The 15,240-nt window shown below is 67.1% G+C and carries 15 protein-coding genes; 9 read left to right on the plus strand and 6 right to left on the minus strand.

What is annotated here, in order from left to right; all coding sequences use genetic code 11:
* Positions 1 to 20 precede the first annotated feature (20 nt).
* From EGM71_RS05360 to EGM71_RS05370, 3 genes are read left to right on the plus strand one after another with little or no spacing between them, the layout of a single operon-like run.
* On the plus strand, positions 21 to 1,706 hold the full coding sequence (locus tag EGM71_RS05360; RefSeq protein ID WP_188488259.1) for a GMC oxidoreductase: 1,686 nt from the start codon (positions 21 to 23) through the stop codon (positions 1,704 to 1,706).
* Positions 1,706 to 2,287, plus strand: a complete 582-nt coding sequence (locus tag EGM71_RS05365) for a gluconate 2-dehydrogenase subunit 3 family protein (protein ID WP_188488261.1) — start codon at positions 1,706 to 1,708, stop codon at positions 2,285 to 2,287. The genes EGM71_RS05360 and EGM71_RS05365 overlap by 1 nt, the downstream gene beginning before the upstream one ends.
* A gap of 14 nt (positions 2,288 to 2,301) precedes the next feature.
* On the plus strand, positions 2,302 to 3,048 hold the full coding sequence (locus tag EGM71_RS05370; RefSeq protein WP_223224539.1) for a 3-keto-disaccharide hydrolase: 747 nt from the start codon (positions 2,302 to 2,304) through the stop codon (positions 3,046 to 3,048).
* Positions 3,049 to 3,078: 30 nt separating this feature from the next.
* Here the strand turns inward: EGM71_RS05370 and EGM71_RS05375 are convergent, their stop codons facing one another.
* Genes EGM71_RS05375 through EGM71_RS05395 form a run of 5 tightly spaced genes read right to left on the minus strand, consistent with a single transcriptional unit; the run spans position 3,079 to position 7,713 of the window.
* A complete protein-coding gene (locus tag EGM71_RS05375) occupies positions 3,079 to 3,375 on the minus strand; it encodes a c-type cytochrome (RefSeq protein ID WP_049398853.1) in 297 nt (98 codons plus the stop codon).
* An 18-nt stretch (positions 3,376 to 3,393) separates the two neighbouring features.
* Positions 3,394 to 4,260, minus strand: a complete 867-nt coding sequence (locus tag EGM71_RS05380; RefSeq protein ID WP_188488265.1) for a sugar phosphate isomerase/epimerase family protein — start codon at positions 4,258 to 4,260, stop codon at positions 3,394 to 3,396.
* Positions 4,261 to 4,279: 19 nt separating this feature from the next.
* Positions 4,280 to 5,404, minus strand: coding sequence for a Gfo/Idh/MocA family protein (locus EGM71_RS05385; protein WP_188488267.1), 1,125 nt, complete (start codon positions 5,402 to 5,404; stop codon positions 4,280 to 4,282).
* Between the two features lie 11 nt (positions 5,405 to 5,415).
* Positions 5,416 to 6,633 (minus strand): nucleoside permease, encoded by a 1,218-nt coding sequence (locus tag EGM71_RS05390; RefSeq protein ID WP_188488269.1) that lies wholly within the window; start codon positions 6,631 to 6,633, stop codon positions 5,416 to 5,418.
* A gap of 27 nt (positions 6,634 to 6,660) precedes the next feature.
* The gene (locus EGM71_RS05395) at positions 6,661 to 7,713 is read right to left on the minus strand and encodes a sugar phosphate isomerase/epimerase family protein (RefSeq protein WP_188488270.1); all 1,053 of its coding nucleotides are present in this window, start codon (positions 7,711 to 7,713) and stop codon (positions 6,661 to 6,663) included.
* Between the two features lie 95 nt (positions 7,714 to 7,808).
* Here EGM71_RS05395 and EGM71_RS05400 point away from each other — a divergent pair, with 95 nt between their 5' ends.
* From EGM71_RS05400 to EGM71_RS05425, 6 genes are all read left to right on the plus strand, one after another.
* Positions 7,809 to 8,816, plus strand: coding sequence for a LacI family DNA-binding transcriptional regulator (locus tag EGM71_RS05400; protein ID WP_188488272.1), 1,008 nt, complete (start codon positions 7,809 to 7,811; stop codon positions 8,814 to 8,816).
* 150 nt (positions 8,817 to 8,966) lie between these two features.
* Positions 8,967 to 10,019, plus strand: a complete 1,053-nt coding sequence (locus EGM71_RS05405) for a sensor domain-containing diguanylate cyclase (protein WP_188488274.1) — start codon at positions 8,967 to 8,969, stop codon at positions 10,017 to 10,019.
* Positions 10,020 to 10,136: 117 nt separating this feature from the next.
* Positions 10,137 to 11,162: an AI-2E family transporter gene (locus EGM71_RS05410; RefSeq protein ID WP_188488276.1), complete on the plus strand. Its 1,026-nt coding sequence runs from the start codon at positions 10,137 to 10,139 to the stop codon at positions 11,160 to 11,162.
* 162 nt (positions 11,163 to 11,324) lie between these two features.
* A complete protein-coding gene (locus EGM71_RS05415; protein WP_188488278.1) occupies positions 11,325 to 13,067 on the plus strand; it encodes a GGDEF domain-containing protein in 1,743 nt (580 codons plus the stop codon).
* Positions 13,068 to 13,137: 70 nt separating this feature from the next.
* Complete coding sequence (locus tag EGM71_RS05420; protein WP_188488280.1) at positions 13,138 to 13,575, plus strand: hypothetical protein; 438 nt, start codon at positions 13,138 to 13,140, stop codon at positions 13,573 to 13,575.
* A 13-nt stretch (positions 13,576 to 13,588) separates the two neighbouring features.
* A complete protein-coding gene (locus tag EGM71_RS05425; RefSeq protein WP_188488282.1) occupies positions 13,589 to 14,089 on the plus strand; it encodes a GNAT family N-acetyltransferase in 501 nt (166 codons plus the stop codon).
* 3 nt (positions 14,090 to 14,092) lie between these two features.
* Here the strand turns inward: EGM71_RS05425 and EGM71_RS05430 are convergent, their stop codons facing one another.
* On the minus strand, positions 14,093 to 15,067 hold the full coding sequence (locus EGM71_RS05430) for a LysR family transcriptional regulator (protein ID WP_049443813.1): 975 nt from the start codon (positions 15,065 to 15,067) through the stop codon (positions 14,093 to 14,095).
* Between the last annotated feature and the right edge of the window lie 173 nt (positions 15,068 to 15,240).

Raw genomic sequence — 15,240 nt, forward strand, 5'->3', positions numbered from 1 at the left:
TCCACCCAGGTGAGAAACCCATGGCAGATAATCACTACGACGCCATTGTTGTTGGCTCGGGAATCAGTGGCGGTTGGGCAGCGAAGGAGCTGACCGAGAAGGGCCTGAAGGTCCTGATGCTGGAACGCGGACGCAACATCGAGCACGTCAAGGACTACGTCAACGCGATGAAGGAGGCGTGGGACTTCCCGCATCGCAACCGGCCAACGCAGGCGATGAAAGCCGACTTCCCGGTGCTGATGCGCGACTATGGCCTGGCCGAGAACCTGGAAGGAATGTGGGCCAACGAACAGGACTCGCCCTACATCGAGACCAAGCGCTTCGACTGGTTCCGTGGCTACCACGTCGGCGGCCGCTCGTTGCTGTGGGGGCGGCAGAGCTATCGCTTCTCCGACCTGGACTTCGAGGCCAACCTCAAGGACGGCATCGCCACCGACTGGCCGATCCGCTACGCCGACATCGCGCCGTGGTACGACCATGTGGAAAGGTTCGCCGGCATCGCCGGCACGCGCGAAGGACTGGACGTGCTGCCTGACGGCGAGTTCCTTCCGCCGATTCCCTTGAACATCGTCGAGAAGGATGTGGCCGCGCGGATCAAGAAGGCCTTCGGTGGGACGCGCCATATGATCCACTCGCGCACCGCCAACATCACCAAGCCGATGCCCGAGCAGGGGCGCGTCAACTGCCAGTACCGCAACAAATGCATCCTGGGTTGCCCCTTCGGTGCCTATTTCTCGACCCAGGCGGCGACATTGCCGGCGGCGATGAAGACCGGCAACCTGACCCTGCGGCCGTTCTCGATCGTCAAGGAAGTGCTCTACGACAAGGACCGCAAGCGTGCGCGCGGGGTGGAGGTGATCGACGCGGAGACCGGGCAGACCTACCAGTACACCGCCAAGGTCATCTTCCTCAACGCATCGTCGTTCAACTCGACCTGGCTGCTGATGAACTCGGCCACCGAGGTGTGGGAAGGCGGGCTGGGCTCCTCGTCGGGCGAGCTCGGGCACAACGTGATGGACCATCACTTCGGTGCGGGCGCCTCGGGCCGGGTCGAGGGCTACGAAGACAAGTACTACTTCGGCCGCCGTCCCTGCGGTTTCTACATTCCGCGTTTCCGCAACGTCGCGGCTGACAAGCGCGGCTATCTGCGCGGGTTCGGCTACCAGGGCGGTGCCAGCCGCACCGGCTGGTCGCGCGAGATCGCCGAGCTGAACATCGGTGCCGACCTGAAGGAGGCACTGACCGTGCCGGGTGACTGGCGCATCGGCATGACCGGGTTCGGTGAAATGCTGCCGCACCACGACAATACGATCCGCCTGGACCGGGAGCGCAAGGACAAATGGGGGCTGCCGGTGCTGGCGATGGACGTTGCCATGCGTGCCAACGAACTGGCCATGCGCAAGGACATGGCCGCCGACGCCGCCGAGATGCTGGAGGCGGCTGGCGTCAAGGACGTGAAGATGCACGACCACGACTATGCCCCGGGCAAGGGCATCCACGAGATGGGGACCGCGCGGATGGGACGTGACCGGAAGAGCTCGGTACTGAACGCGCACAACCAGGTCTGGGATGCCCCCAACGTCTATGTGACCGACGGTGCCTGCATGACCTCCAGCGCCTGCGTGAATCCGTCACTGACCTACATGGCGCTGACCGCGCGCGCGGCCGACCATGCCGTACGCGAACTGAAAGCGGGGAACCTCTGATGGATCGCCGCGAACTGTTGAAGATGATCGTCGCCGCCACCGGTGCCGCCATGGTTGGTCTGCCTGCGCTTGTCCAAGGGCAGGCGCCTACTGGCGGTACGAAGATCCCGTTCTCCGACGCCGATGTCGGCGCGCTGGACGAGATCGCCGAGACCATCCTGCCGCGGACCCGGACACCAGGGGCGAAAGACGCGGGCGCTGGTCTGTTCATGGCGACCTTCGTCAGCGACTGCTACACCGCCCGGCAGCAGGCGACGTTTCGCGCAGGGCTGGCCGACATCGACAGACGCGCCGGCGGCCGCTTCGTGTCGCTCACGCCGGAAGCCCGAACCGAATTGCTGCGCACGCTGGATGCGGAAGCAAAAGCAAAATCACACACGGCCGAGGTCACCGAGACCGGTACGCCTGAAGAGGGCGAGGCGATGCCGCACTACTTCACGATGCTCAAGCAGCTGGCCATCTTCGGCTTCTTCACCTCGAAGGTCGGCGCGACCGGGGTGCTGCAGTACGTCGCCGTGCCGGGACGTTACGACGGCGAGCTCGCCTATGTTCCCGGCACGCCTGCCTGGGGCACCAGCTGATGGAGCGCAACACGATGATCAAGCGGTTGCTGATCGCGGCCACCGTGCTGGCCACCACCTCACCCGTGTTCGCGCAGAGCGGTGCCGATGCCGCGCGCGATCCGAAGAAGACCGAGGTGTGGGCGCCGGTGCCTGTAACCGTGGCTACGCCGCAAGGCAAGGCCCCCTCCGACGCGATCGTGCTGTTCGATGGCAAGGATGTCTCCGCGTGGGAGTCGGAGCAGGGCGGACGCGTGCCCTGGAAGGTTGCCGATGGCGCGATGACCGTCGTGCCCGGCAGCAAGGGCATCCGCACCAAGCAACGCTTCTGCGACGTCCAGCTGCATGTCGAGTGGCGCACACCCACCGACACGAAGGGCTTCGACGGCCAGAACCGGGGCAACAGCGGCATCTTCCTGCAGGAACTGTACGAGCTGCAGGTGCTCGACAGCTACAACAACCCGACCTATGCCAATGGCCAGGCGGGCTCGATCTACAAGCAGGCCATGCCGTTGGTGAACGCCTCGCGCGCGCCGGGTCAGTGGCAGGCCTACGACATCCTCTGGAAGGCGCCGCGCTTCTCGGCGGGCGGTGGGCTTGAGTCGCCCGCACGCATCACGGTGCTGCACAACGGCGTGCTGGTGCAGGATGACACTGTGCTGGCGGGCAAGACCGAGTACATCGGCGCACCGTCGTACGCGCCGCATGGGTGCGCGCCGCTCTATCTGCAGGAACATGACTCCAGGGTCAGCTACCGCAACATTTGGGTGCGCGAGCTGTAGCGGCACGTGGCCGGCGTGGTCGCCGGCCGCTTACTTCGCCAGGTAGCTGGCGATGTCATCGATCTCCTGCTGTGACAGCTGGGAGAAGGGCGGCATCAATCCGCCGCCCTTGCTGATCTTTTCCTTGATCTGCGCGGGTGCCATGCGCTTGCCGATGTCGGTGAGCGCCGGGAACGCGCCCGGCATGCCTGCACGATCGGCGCCATGGCAGGCCACGCAGTTCGCGGTGTAGAGCTTTGCACCGGCAGCCGGGTCGTCCTTGCACCAGGCGGCTGTCGCAACGCTCATGCCGCCCAGGGCCACCGCCATTGCCAGGATCATTTTCATGTGGGGCTCCTTGATGCGTCAGCGCTGCGCACGGGCAGGCGCATTCGTGGTCAGGTGTTCACGCAGATAGTCCGCACCGGTCTGGATGACCTTGGCCGGATCGCGTGGCTGGTCGTGCTCGATGATGTACCAGTGCACGCCGGCGGCTGCCGCAGCCGGCAGGATCGCGTTCCAGTCGAGTACGCCCTGGCCCACGGCAGCGAATCCGCCTTCGTCTTCGGCCTGCCCCTTGGGCGCATTGTCCTTGGCGTGTACCGCGAATACGTGGCCGCGGAATTTTCCCAGCATCACCGCCGGGTCCAGGCCTGCACGCGCGACCCAGGCCAGGTCCAGCTCGGTCTGCAGGTCTGGACCGGCGGCGGCGAACAGCAGCTCCAGTCCGGTCCTGCCGTCGAAGTTGGCCAGTTCGAAATCGTGGTTGTGGTAGGCCAGGCGCATCCCCTTGTCGCGCACCTGCTTTGCAATCCGGCCCAGTTCCTGGCCCAGGGCGGTCCAGCCGGCGGCATCGCTCGGGCGATCCCTCTTGTCCAGGTATGGCACCACCAGCGTCGTGTTGCCGATCGACCGGTTGAAGGTCACCACGCCATCCAGGTTGCTGCGCAGCTCGGCCAGCGGCACATGCGATGAAATCGCCTTGATCGAATATCTGTCCAGCAGCTGCTTGAGTTCGGCCGCGCTGGTGTTCTGCGTGCCGACCGTCTCCACCGCATGCACGCCTGCGTCGTGGACGATCTTCAACTGCTGCTCGAGCGAGCCGGCATCGCGCAAGGTGTACATCTGCACCGCGATCGGCTTCTGCGTGCTGGCGGCGTCGACTGCGAAAGCGGGCAGGGCGGCCAGCAACAACAGGGCGAGGGTTGCAGTTCCATGGACAAGGGCTTTCATCAACAGGTCCTCCCGGGATTCAACCGATGGTGGTCCAGGCGTGTGACCTGGCCGATGCAATGACACGATCGACGATCCGCGCCGAGCGCAGGCCGTCTTCGAAGGTAGGCAGGCCCTGCGGTCGCTCGCCGTCGATGGCGCGATAGGTGTCGGCGACGAACGCCTCGAAGCATTGGCCGTAGCCCTGCGCGTGCCCGGCCGGCAGCACCGACAGCCGGCGTTGTTCGGCACTGCCGGCGCCCGGACCGCGTACGAAGATCTCCTCGCGCTGGTCGGGCAGGCCAATCCACAGCCGCTCGGCATCCTCCTGGTTGAACGCCACGCTGGCGTTGGCGCCATCGATCTCGAACCAGAGGCGGTTGCGGCGTCCGGCCGAGACCTGGCTGACCGTCAGCGACGCCAGCGTACCGGCACCGGTCCTGAACATCGCCGCCGCCACGTCCTCACTCGCGACCGCCTGCGTTGCCCCGCTTGCCGCCGGCGTGCTGAAGCTCTGGCCGGTGACGGCGCTGCGTTCGGCGATCACCGTGGCGAACGCCGCGTTCACTTCGGCGAAGCGCTCGCCACTGACCCATTCGACCAGGTCGCACCAGTGCGAACCGATGTCGGCGAACACGCGCGACGTGCCACCCAGCGCCGGGTCCACGCGCCAGTTGTTGCTGGCCGGGTCCAGCAGCCAGTCCTGCAGGTAGCTGCCATGGATCAGGTGCAGCGGCCCGAGATCGCCCTGGGCGATGCGTGCGCGCGCCTCACGCACCACCGGGTGGTAGCGGTAGACGAAGGGGACTGCGGCAACCAATCCAGTCGAGGCGGCCAACGCCGCCAGCGCCTGTGCATCGTCCAGCGTCGTCGCCAGCGGCTTCTCGCAGATCACATGCTTGCCGGCGTCCAGCGCGGCCTGCGCCATCGCGCGGTGCAGATGATTGGGCGTGCAGATGTGCACGACCTGCACCTGCGGATCGGCGATCACGTCTTCGATGTCCCGGTAGGCGCGGGGTACATTCCACGCCTGCGCTGTCTCGCGTGCGCGCTGCGCGGTCGAGGCGGCTACGCCACGGACATCGGCACCGGCCAGCAATGCAGCGCGACGATGCACGGTACCGATCATGCCAGCGCCGACGATGGCGATTCCAAGCTTGGGCATCGGGCAGGTCCTCAGGGCGTGGAAGGCGTGGCCACGACCGTCGGCCGGTCGCGGAACAGCAGCAGGAAGGCGACCAGCACCACCAGTGCAACGCCGGCCGGGAACAGCCAGATCTGCTGCCAGTCGGGGCCGGCCTCGGTGGTGAAGTGCTCCACCACGGCACCGGACAGGAAGGTGCCGATCAACATGCCCACGCCGTAGGTGGCCAGGGTGATGAAGCCCTGCGCGCTGCTGCGCGCGGCGGGGCCGGCGTGGGCATCGGTGTAGATCTGGCCGGTGACGAAGAAGAAGTCGTAGCAGATGCCGTGCAGTACGATGCCGATCACAAGCAGGGAGAAGCCACTGCCCGCATCGCCGAAGGCGAACAGCGCGTAGCGCACGACCCAGGCCGCCATGCCGACCGCCAGCATGGTCTTCACTCCCAGCCGGACGAACAGGAAGGGCATGGCCAGCATCAGCAGCACTTCGGAGACCTGGCCCAGCGACTGCAGGCCTGCGGCGCCGTGCACACCGAGGTCGTTGAGATACGGATTGGTGAAGTTGTAGTAGAACGACAGCGGGATGCAGATGGCGATGGAAGCCAGGAAGAACACCAGGTAGGCGCGCGACTTCAGCAGCCGCAGTGAATCCAGCCCCAGGATCTGTCCCAGCCCGGCATCGCGCTGCTGCGCCAGCGGCGGCGTGTGCGGCAGGGTGAACGCATACAGGCCCAGCACCAGCGATGCCAATGCGGCCATGCGGAAGGTCAGCTCAAGCCGATGCGCCTGTTCCCAGCCCAGCCAGCCGATCAGCACGCCTGCGACGATCCAGCCGACGCTGCCCGCCACCCGCACCAGCGGGAACTGCTTCTCGGGCGATTGCATGTGGCGCATGGCTACGCTGTTGGCCAGGGCCAGCGTCGGCATGAACAGCAGCATGTAGCCCATGACGCAGGCGGAGAACATGCTGAAGCTGGATGCCGTGGATGCCAGCCACATCAGCACCGCGCCGGCCAGATGCAGCACCGCAAGGATGCGCTGCGCCGCGAAGTAGCGGTCTGCGATCAGGCCGACCAGGAACGGCGCCACGATGGCGCCGATGGACTGGCTGAGGAACGCCGTTGCCACCTGGCTCGCGCTGGCCTGCAGCGGGCCCTGCACCAGGTAGGTTCCGAGGGTGACGAACCACGCCCCCCAGATGAAGAACTGCAGAAACATCATCGCGCCCAGGCGCGACATGGCGTGCGTCATGGCTTGCCCTCCCGGGGCGGTCTTGGCTCAGATTCCCAGCATGCGGTGCAGTGATCCGGCATCCGTGCCGCTGTCGGCAAAGTCGTCGAAGGCGCGTTCGGTCACGCGGATGATGTGGTCACGGATGAAGGCGGCCCCCTCGCGTGCACCATCCTCCGGGTGCTTCAGGCAGCACTCCCATTCCAGCACCGCCCATCCGGGGAAGTCGTACTGGGCGAACTTGGAGAAGATCGCCTTGAAGTCGATCTGGCCATCACCGGGTGAACGGAACCGCCCCGGACGATCGATCCAGTCCTGGTAGCCGCCGTACACGCCGCTGCTGGCGCTCGCGTGGTACTCCGCATCCTTCACGTGGAAGACGCCGATGCGCGCGTGGTAGCGGTCGATGAAACCGAGGTAATCCATCTGCTGCAGCAGCAGGTGGCTGGGGTCGTACAGGATCTTCGCGCGGGGATGGTGATCCACCACATCGAGGAAGCGTTCGAAGGTCGCACCGTCATGCAGGTCCTCGCCCGGGTGGATCTCGAAGCACAGGTCCACGCCGCAGGCATCGAACACATCCAGGATCGGGCGCCAGCGGCGGCCAAGTTCGGCGAAGGCTTCTTCCACCAGTCCCGGTGGGCGTTGCGGCCAGGGATAGAAGTAGGGCCACGCCAATGCGCCGGAGAACGTGGCGTGGGCGGTCAGCCCCAGGCGTTGGCTGGCTTTGGCGGCCAACAGAAGCTGCTCCACTGCCCAGGCCTGACGGGCGGCGGGATCGCCACGCTTGTCCGCGGGTGCGAATCCGTCGAACAGGCTGTCGTAGGCGGGATGGACGGCCACCAGCTGTCCCTGCAGATGGGTCGACAGTTCGGTGATCTGCACCCCATGCCCGGCGAGCATGCCGGCGATGTCGTCGCAGTAGGCCTGGCTGCGCGCGGCCTCGGCCAGATCGAACAGGTGGGGCGCGGAGGTGGGGACTTGTACGCCAGAATAGCCCAGACCCGCGGCCCATCCGGCCAGCGTGTCCAGCCGATCAAAAGGAGCCGTGTCGCCGATGAGCTGCGCCAGGAACAGCGCTGGACCCTTGAGCGTCTTCAACGTGATTCGCCCTCGATGCAATCGATTGCATTATCCTAGCAGGGGCTCACGCAGGACCTGTTGTGCACTGCACAGCGGACAGGAGAACTAACGCCATGGCCACCATCTACGACATCGCAAAGCACGTCGGCGTCTCCGCAGGCACGGTGTCGCGGGCGCTTTCGCGGCCGGACAAGGTCCTGCCGGCCACCCGCGCCCGCATCGAGCAGGCCGCCGCCGCCCTCGGCTACGTGCCCAACACGGTGGCGCGCACGCTCAAGACCCAGCGCAGCGGCAAGATCCTGGTCACCGTCCCGGACATCGCCAATCCGTTCTTCGCGCAGATCCTGCAGGGCGCGGAGGAGGCCGCGCAGGCGGTCGGCTATGCGGTCCTGCTGGGCGATACCCAGCATCAACCCGACCGCGAAGAGCGCTACGCGCAGATGCTCCGGCGCAACGAGGCCGACGGCATGATCGTACTGGGCCATCGCCTGCCACCCACGGCACGCGAGATTGTCGAGCAGCGCGGCGCCGCCGCACCGGTGGTCAACGGGTGCGAGTTCGACCCTGCACTGGGCATTCCCAGCGTCCACATCGACAACGCGGCCGCCGCATGCGCGGTGATGGAGCATCTGTACGGGCTGGGACACGAACGGATCGCCGTGGTCGGCGGGCCGCCTGACAATCCGCTGCACCAGCAACGGCTGGAAGGGGTGCGGGCGGCCGGCAAGGCGCGTGGCCGCCTGCGCCAGCTGAACATCGTGCCGGGTGACTTTTCCGTGGAGTCCGGCCATGCAGCGGCGATGGCGCTGCTCGATGGCACGGCGGCGCCGACCGCGGTGTTCTGCTTCAGCGACCAGATGGCACTGGGTACCCTGGCCGCTTGCCGGGACCTGGGCATCCGCGTACCCGACGAGCTGTCCGTCGTCGGCTTCGACGATCTGGCGTCCTCCCGTTACCTCACGCCGCCGTTGACGACCATCCGGCAGCCGATGCGGGAGATTGGCGAGCGCGCGGTCAACCTGCTGCTCGCCATCATCGAACACGTCGACGTGCCGCTGCAGCAGACGCTGGAGTTCAGCTTCATGCTGCGCGGTTCGACGGCTGCGCCCCGGCGGGGGTGAGCGCGGGGGAGGGGGGCCGCGGGAGCATGGTGGCTGGCCCGCGCGACGTGCCACGACCTTGATCCCGAATTGACGCAAGGCTGTCAGACTCATCGCAGGCAGCCCGGCAAGGGCCGTAGCAGCAGGTGCGATCGCGCAAGGGGGGCGGCAATGCCATTCTTCACCGATTCGGCGGAAGGCGCGGTCGAAGGCATTGGCGCGGCACGTCGCATCGGCTGGATGCGTTTCGTCGGCAATGGACTGGGGGCGATCCCCATCGCTTCGATCATGCTTGAACGCCAGGATGGCGGGCTGGCGTGGGTCCTGCTGCTGCTCAACGCGCTGGCGTGGCCGGCACTGGCATTGCTGCTGACCCAGCGCTCCCGCCAACCGGCGGTCGTCCAGTTCCGCTGCATGGTGGCCGACTCCTTCTTCGGCGGTGGCTGGATCGCCTTCATGGCGTTGAGCGCGGTGCCCAGCGCACTGTTCGCCGCGCTGCTGGTGGCCGACAAGATCGCTGCCGGGGGCGTACGCCTGGCGATGCGCGCCACGCTGGCGCTGCTGCTGGGCTTCGCACTCACCTGGTGGGCGCTCGGCTTCCCTTACCAACCCGTTTCCTCGCAGCGCACGATCGTGCTCAGCGTGCCGTTCCTGTTCGTCTACGGCATCGGTCTCAGCATTCTCAGCTGGCAGCTGGCGCGCCGGGTCAAATCGCAGAACCGTCAGCTGCAGCGGCTCAGCCGGATGGACCCGCTGGTCGAGCTGGCCAACCGTGGCTTCCTGATCCTGCGTGCGCAGCAGGCGTTGGACCGCGCACAGGGCCAGGGCGGGTTTGCCTGCCTGCTGATGCTCGATGTGGATGACTTCAAGCACATCAATGACTCGCATGGCCACCGCGCCGGTGACGAGGTGCTGCGGCATATCGCGGCAACACTGCGCACCTTTGCCCGGCCCGGTGATACACCCGCGCGGCTGGGGGGCGACGAGTTCGTGGTGCTGCTGCGCGACTGCGCGCCCGTCGATGCGATGCACGTGGCCGAGCGGGTACGCCTGCATCTGCTCGAGGCCGCGCGGCAGGCCACGCCGGGCGTGGAGTTCAGCGTGAGTATCGGCATTGCCGCCACGCCGCGTGGCGGCAGTGTCGAGGACTGGTTGGCACTGGCCGACCGCGCGCTCTACCACGCCAAGCGGCAGGGCAAGAACACGGCCAGCTACGGTGAGTGAGGGGGGCGTGAGGGCGGCACGGCTGCCGCCGAACGAGGCCGAAACGCCCGTTCATCCTGCACGCGGAATCGGCACGCCAATCCTCTACCATGGGCCACCCCGCCCGGACGCGCTCCCATGCAAGACGCTCTTGTTGCCCAGCCCAAGCCCCCCATTCCAAGAATCGCGGCGTGGCTGATGATGCTGCTGGGCATGTGGCTGGCGCTGAAGCTGGGCCTGGTGGTGACCCTGTTGTCCGGCCTGCTGGTGTTCCAGCTGACCCACGTGCTGGCCTCCACCGTGGAAGGCAAGCTGCCGCCGGGACGTGCGCGGGCGATCGCGGTGATCCTGCTGTCGGCGATCATCATCAGCGGGCTGGTACTGGCCGGCATCGGCGTGGCCTCCTTCTTCCGCAATGAGACCGGCGGCCCGGACGCATTGCTGGCGCGCCTGATGGAGATCCTCAACACCTCGCGGCACCAGGTGCCGGCGCTGCTGCAACCCTACATTCCCGAAGACATGCCGGCGCTGCGCGCGGCGCTGAACGACTGGGCCGCCGAGCATCAGCGCCAGCTGGGCGTGGCCGGTACCTCGGTGGTACAGGTGGGTGTGCGCGTACTGATCGGCATGGTGCTGGGTGCGATGATCGCGCTGTATGACGAACTGCCGCTGCCGAAGATGGGGCCGCTGGCGCAGGAACTGATCGGGCGCACCAGCCGCCTGGCCACCGCGTTCCGCCAGGTGGTGTTCGCGCAGGTGAAGATCTCGCTGCTCAACACCGTGTTCACTGCCATCTTCCTGCTGGGCGTGCTGCCGCTGTTCGGCGTGCACCTGCCGCTGTCCAAGACCCTGGTGCTGATCACCTTCCTTGCCGGCCTGCTGCCGGTGGTGGGCAACATCATCTCCAACACGATCATCACCATCGTTGCGCTGTCGGTCTCGTTCTACGTGGCGGTGGCGGCGCTGCTGTACCTGATCGTGATCCACAAGCTGGAGTACTTCCTCAACGCGCGCATCGTCGGTGGCGAGATCCAGGCGCGTGCCTGGGAGCTGCTGCTGGCCATGCTGGTGATGGAGGCAGCCTTCGGCCTGCCGGGCCTGGTCGCCGCGCCGGTGTTCTATGCCTACGTGAAGCGCGAACTGGTCGACCAGCGCTGGATCTGACGCGGCAGGGTATGACGCATTTGCCCCGATTCGACGGCCCGCGCGGCCTTGTCGGCGCGTTCGCGGTGGGCGCGGTATACCCACGGCAACGGTTGGTCCGGTAGCGGCTTGGCGCCTGTGTAGGCGGCCGCTACAGTGTTCTGCACTACAGGGGAAATGTGCATGGCCCGCAAGGCGTCGCCCATCGGATTGCGGACCTGGGTCTGGATCCTGGCCGGGCTGTTCGTAGTCTGTACGCTGCCGTTGATGGCCATCGCGCTGGTGCAGGGCACGCTGCGCTTCACTGCCGCCGAGGACAACCTGGTCAGCCTGCGCCAGCTGCAGCAGACCTTCGACCTGGCCAACCTGGTGTCGGCCGAGCGCGGCCCCGCCAACAGCCTGCTGGGAGCCAACCCGGTCGATGCGGCCGAGCAGGCCCGGTTGGCCGCACAGCTGGCGGTTGCGCGCAAGCGGGTCGACACCGCCCTGCTGCAGCTGGACACCGTGTTCAAGGCCGATCCGGGCGTGGTCGACGAGCATGCGCTGCTGGCCGTCGCGCAACGTCGCCTGCAGTCGGCGCGCGCTGCGGTGGACCGGGTGGCGGCGCAGCCGCACGATGCGCGCCGGGTGGAGGACGTGGAGCGCGCGATCAGCAGCATGTTCGCCGTGGTTGATCGCCTGCACGTGCTGACCTCGGCACAGATCAACGTGCTGGTCAGCGCCGACCGCGAAGCGGCGATTCCGGCGATGCAGGGCCAGGTGCTGATCGACCTGCGCGAGCATGGCGGCCGCCTGGCCTCGAACGTGATGGCGCCGGTCGCGGTACCGGGGGCATGGCGTGACGAACAGGTGCGGGCTGCATTGCAGACCGAAGGCCGCCTGCTGGAGCTGTGGCGGCTGGCGGGCAGCCATGAAGCGGTGTTCCGCAGCGATCCGGCGCTGTCCTGGCATTGGGACATGGCACGCCGGCAGTTCTTCGGCGAATCGCTGCCGATGATCGAACAGTTGATCGAGGATGGCCGGCGCGGCGTGCCGCCGCCGTGGACCGCCGCCGAGTTCACCACGCGCTACGTGCCGACCCTGCAGTCGCTGGAAGCGCTGCGCGATGGCTACCTGAGCGTGTCCATCGCCCGTTTCGAGCACACCCGCAACCGCGAAGCGACGCGCCTGGTGGTGCTGGTGGCGACGGTGCTGGGCACGCTGGTGGTGCTGGGCGTGGCGCTGCGCATCGCACATCTTCAGATCCTGCGGCCGCTGCTGCAGGCGCAGAAGCAGGTCATCCAGATCGCCTCGGAAGCGCCCGGACCGGAACAGCACGTGACCCATCCGCTGGCCGAGATGCAGCGCCTGTTCGATGCGATTGAAGTGCTGCGCGAGAAGTCGCGCGAGCGCTCGGCGTTGACCAGCGAGCTGCGCCAGCTGGCCGGCACCGATGAACTGACCGGGCTGTTGAACCGGCGCGCGCTGGAAGAGCGGGTGCAGCAGCGGCATGCCGACGGCGGCAACAGCGCGGTGGTGATCCTGCTGGACGTCGATCGCTTCAAGGCCATCAACGATGGCCACGGGCATGATGCCGGCGACGAGGTGCTGGTGCAGGTGGCGCAGCTGCTGCAGCGCCACCTGCGCCGCAGCGACAGCATTGCCCGCTATGGTGGCGAGGAGTTTCTCGTGTTGCTGGCCGACGGTGATCTTGCCGGTGGCCGCCAGCTGGCCGAGTCGCTGCGGGTGGCGCTGCAGCAGCTGGACATCGCACTGGCCGGTGGCAAGGTGCTGCGGGTCACCGCCAGCTTCGGCGTCGCCTCAGGTGGCACCGATGCGCTGGGCTGGCGCACCCTGTTGCGTGCTGCGGATGCGGCCATGTACCAGGCCAAGGCGCAGGGCCGCGATCGCGTGCGCGTGGCCGGCGGTGGCCGCATCGCGCGCTGACGCGCGACGTTCATCACCGGCGCACGTGGGGGCCCCTAGACTGGACGCCCGCCCGCTGCTGGAGCCCATCATGACCGTGCGACCCATTGCCATCGCCGTGCTGCTCACTGGCCTGCTGGCCGGCTGTGCGACTCCCGCACCGAAGACCGTTTCCGATGAACCGCGTCATCCCTCCATCGCTGCCGGCATGAGCCCGGTGCCTGCCTTTACGGGTGGTGGCGCCGGGTGGCGCATCGAGATCACGTCCACTGGACAGGGCAACCACGATGCCAGCCTCAGTGCCGAAGGTCGTACCCACAAGGGCACGCTGCGCTATCTCGGCCAACCGGCCGACGCACCCAGCTCGCTGATCGTGCTCAACGGCGAGCTTGGCAGGCAGCCGGCCATCGTCGAGATCAAGCGCGAGTCGTGCCGCAATGCTGAAGGTGTGGACACCCTGGCCAGCGTGCAGGTGACGATGGAAGGGCAGCCGCAGCGTCGTGGCTGCGGTCACCTGGCCGTGTACTGAGTTGCTGCCCGGCATGCTCGAGATTCCCACCCTGCATACCGCGCGACTGCGGCTGCGTCCGCAGCAGCTGGACGACTTCAACGTCTATGCCGCGTTCCTGGCGTCGCCGCGCGCGCGTGGCATGGGGGGGCCGTTCGGTGAGGTGGCGGCGTGGGGCCAGTTCTGCCACGACCTGGCCAGCTGGCATCTGTTCGGTCATGGTGCATTGATGATCGAGCGTGCCGATACCGGTGCCTGCATCGGCCAGGTCGGGATCAACCACGGCCCGCTGTTCCCGGAAAAGGAACTGGGCTGGCTGCTGTATGACGGCCATGAAGGGAAGGGCTTCGCTACCGAAGCTGCCGGCGCGCTGCGCGACTGGGCCTTCGTGGTGGCGCAGCTGCCGACCCTGGTCAGCTACATGGCACCGGACAACCTGGCGTCGCAGGCCGTTGCACAGCGGCTGGGCGGCGTGCTGGACGATCACGCCGTGCGCAGTGATGCCGATGATCTGGTGTATCGCTACCCGCGCTGACGCCTAGCTGCCCGTGGCCGGGGCCTGTACCGTGCGGCCGAGCGCCTTGGCGACGCCTTCGCGCTTCTCGATCAGGAACTCCATCAGGGCGCGCACGCGCGGTGGCATCTGCTCGCGCGAAGGCACGTACAGGTAGAAGCCGGGGAACGGTGCCGACCACGCCGGCATCAGGCGGACCAGGCGCCCATCGGCCAGCATCGGCTGCAGTGACAGATCGATATGCTGCATCACGCCCAATCCCTGCAGCGCGGCGCGGATCATGCCCTCATCGTCGTTGGTGACATAGCGTCCGCGCGGTTCCACTTCAAAGTCATGACCGGGCTGGCCCGGCGTGCTGAATTCCCAGGCATAGACCCCGCCGCTGCCGGTCTGCCGGTAGCCCAGGCACTCGTGGGCGGCCAGTTCGGCGGGCGTGGTGGGCGTGCCATGGCGGGCCAGGTAGGCCGGCGAGGCGACCACCACCATTTCCAGCATCGGCGTGACCGGCACGGCGATCATGCCTTCGGCCAACCGCTCGCCAAGGCGGATGCCGGCGTCACAGCCGTCGGCAACGATGCTGGACAGGCCGTCGTCCATCACCAGCTCGATGCGCAGCTCGGGGTAGCGCGCGAAGAACTCCGGTAGATGCGGTTCGATCAGCGTCTTGGCAGTCAGGCGCGCGGTGTTGATGCGCAGCAGGCCGGACGGAGCGTCATGGCTGGCGCGCAGGTCGCGTACTGCGGTTTCGATGGTGCTCAGCGATGGCCGCAGTGCGTCGAACAGGCGCTGGCCTTCCTCGGTGAGCGACATGTCACGGGTGGTCCGGTGCAGCAGGCGTACCCCCAGCTGTTTCTCCAGGGTCTTCAGGCTCTGCGACAACGCCGGGCGCGAGACCCCCATCTCAACGGCCGCTTTGGTGAAGCTGCGATGGTGGGCGATGTGGGCAAACCAGGCCAGCTGGGGCAGCAGGGCCGGGTTGATCGGGCTGGGGGCGCTCATGGGGCTCGGTCGGCAGGACGGCGGGAGAAGATGGCGGCACAGGTTGTCGCTATTTGGTAATTGCAGCTTACTACTTTGGTTGTGATTGGCCGCTTTTTCGGCCCCAATCCCGGGTCTATCGTGCTTGCAACGGCGACACCCGTCGCCTCCCGCCGCTATCGAGGAGCCGCAGC

It is taken from the genome of Stenotrophomonas maltophilia (assembly GCF_006970445.1).
GTDB lineage: Bacteria > Pseudomonadota > Gammaproteobacteria > Xanthomonadales > Xanthomonadaceae > Stenotrophomonas > Stenotrophomonas maltophilia_AU.

What these genes read in the sequence shown, in the direction of transcription:
- EGM71_RS05425 (WP_188488282.1), top strand. Translation starts at nt 13,589, where the DNA reads ATGCTCGAGATTCCCACCCTGCATACCGCGCGACTGCGGCTGCGTCCG.
- EGM71_RS05420 (WP_188488280.1), top strand. Translation starts at nt 13,138, where the DNA reads ATGACCGTGCGACCCATTGCCATCGCCGTGCTGCTCACTGGCCTGCTG.
- EGM71_RS05380 (WP_188488265.1), bottom strand. Translation starts at nt 4,260, where the DNA reads ATGAAAGCCCTTGTCCATGGAACTGCAACCCTCGCCCTGTTGTTGCTG.
- EGM71_RS05365 (WP_188488261.1), top strand. Translation starts at nt 1,706, where the DNA reads ATGGATCGCCGCGAACTGTTGAAGATGATCGTCGCCGCCACCGGTGCC.
- EGM71_RS05360 (WP_188488259.1), top strand. Translation starts at nt 21, where the DNA reads ATGGCAGATAATCACTACGACGCCATTGTTGTTGGCTCGGGAATCAGT.
- EGM71_RS05385 (WP_188488267.1), bottom strand. Translation starts at nt 5,404, where the DNA reads ATGCCCAAGCTTGGAATCGCCATCGTCGGCGCTGGCATGATCGGTACC.
- EGM71_RS05390 (WP_188488269.1), bottom strand. Translation starts at nt 6,633, where the DNA reads ATGACGCACGCCATGTCGCGCCTGGGCGCGATGATGTTTCTGCAGTTC.
- EGM71_RS05415 (WP_188488278.1), top strand. Translation starts at nt 11,325, where the DNA reads ATGGCCCGCAAGGCGTCGCCCATCGGATTGCGGACCTGGGTCTGGATC.
- EGM71_RS05405 (WP_188488274.1), top strand. Translation starts at nt 8,967, where the DNA reads ATGCCATTCTTCACCGATTCGGCGGAAGGCGCGGTCGAAGGCATTGGC.
- EGM71_RS05430 (WP_049443813.1), bottom strand. Translation starts at nt 15,067, where the DNA reads ATGAGCGCCCCCAGCCCGATCAACCCGGCCCTGCTGCCCCAGCTGGCC.
- EGM71_RS05410 (WP_188488276.1), top strand. Translation starts at nt 10,137, where the DNA reads ATGCAAGACGCTCTTGTTGCCCAGCCCAAGCCCCCCATTCCAAGAATC.
- EGM71_RS05400 (WP_188488272.1), top strand. Translation starts at nt 7,809, where the DNA reads ATGGCCACCATCTACGACATCGCAAAGCACGTCGGCGTCTCCGCAGGC.
- EGM71_RS05370 (WP_223224539.1), top strand. Translation starts at nt 2,302, where the DNA reads ATGATCAAGCGGTTGCTGATCGCGGCCACCGTGCTGGCCACCACCTCA.
- EGM71_RS05375 (WP_049398853.1), bottom strand. Translation starts at nt 3,375, where the DNA reads ATGAAAATGATCCTGGCAATGGCGGTGGCCCTGGGCGGCATGAGCGTT.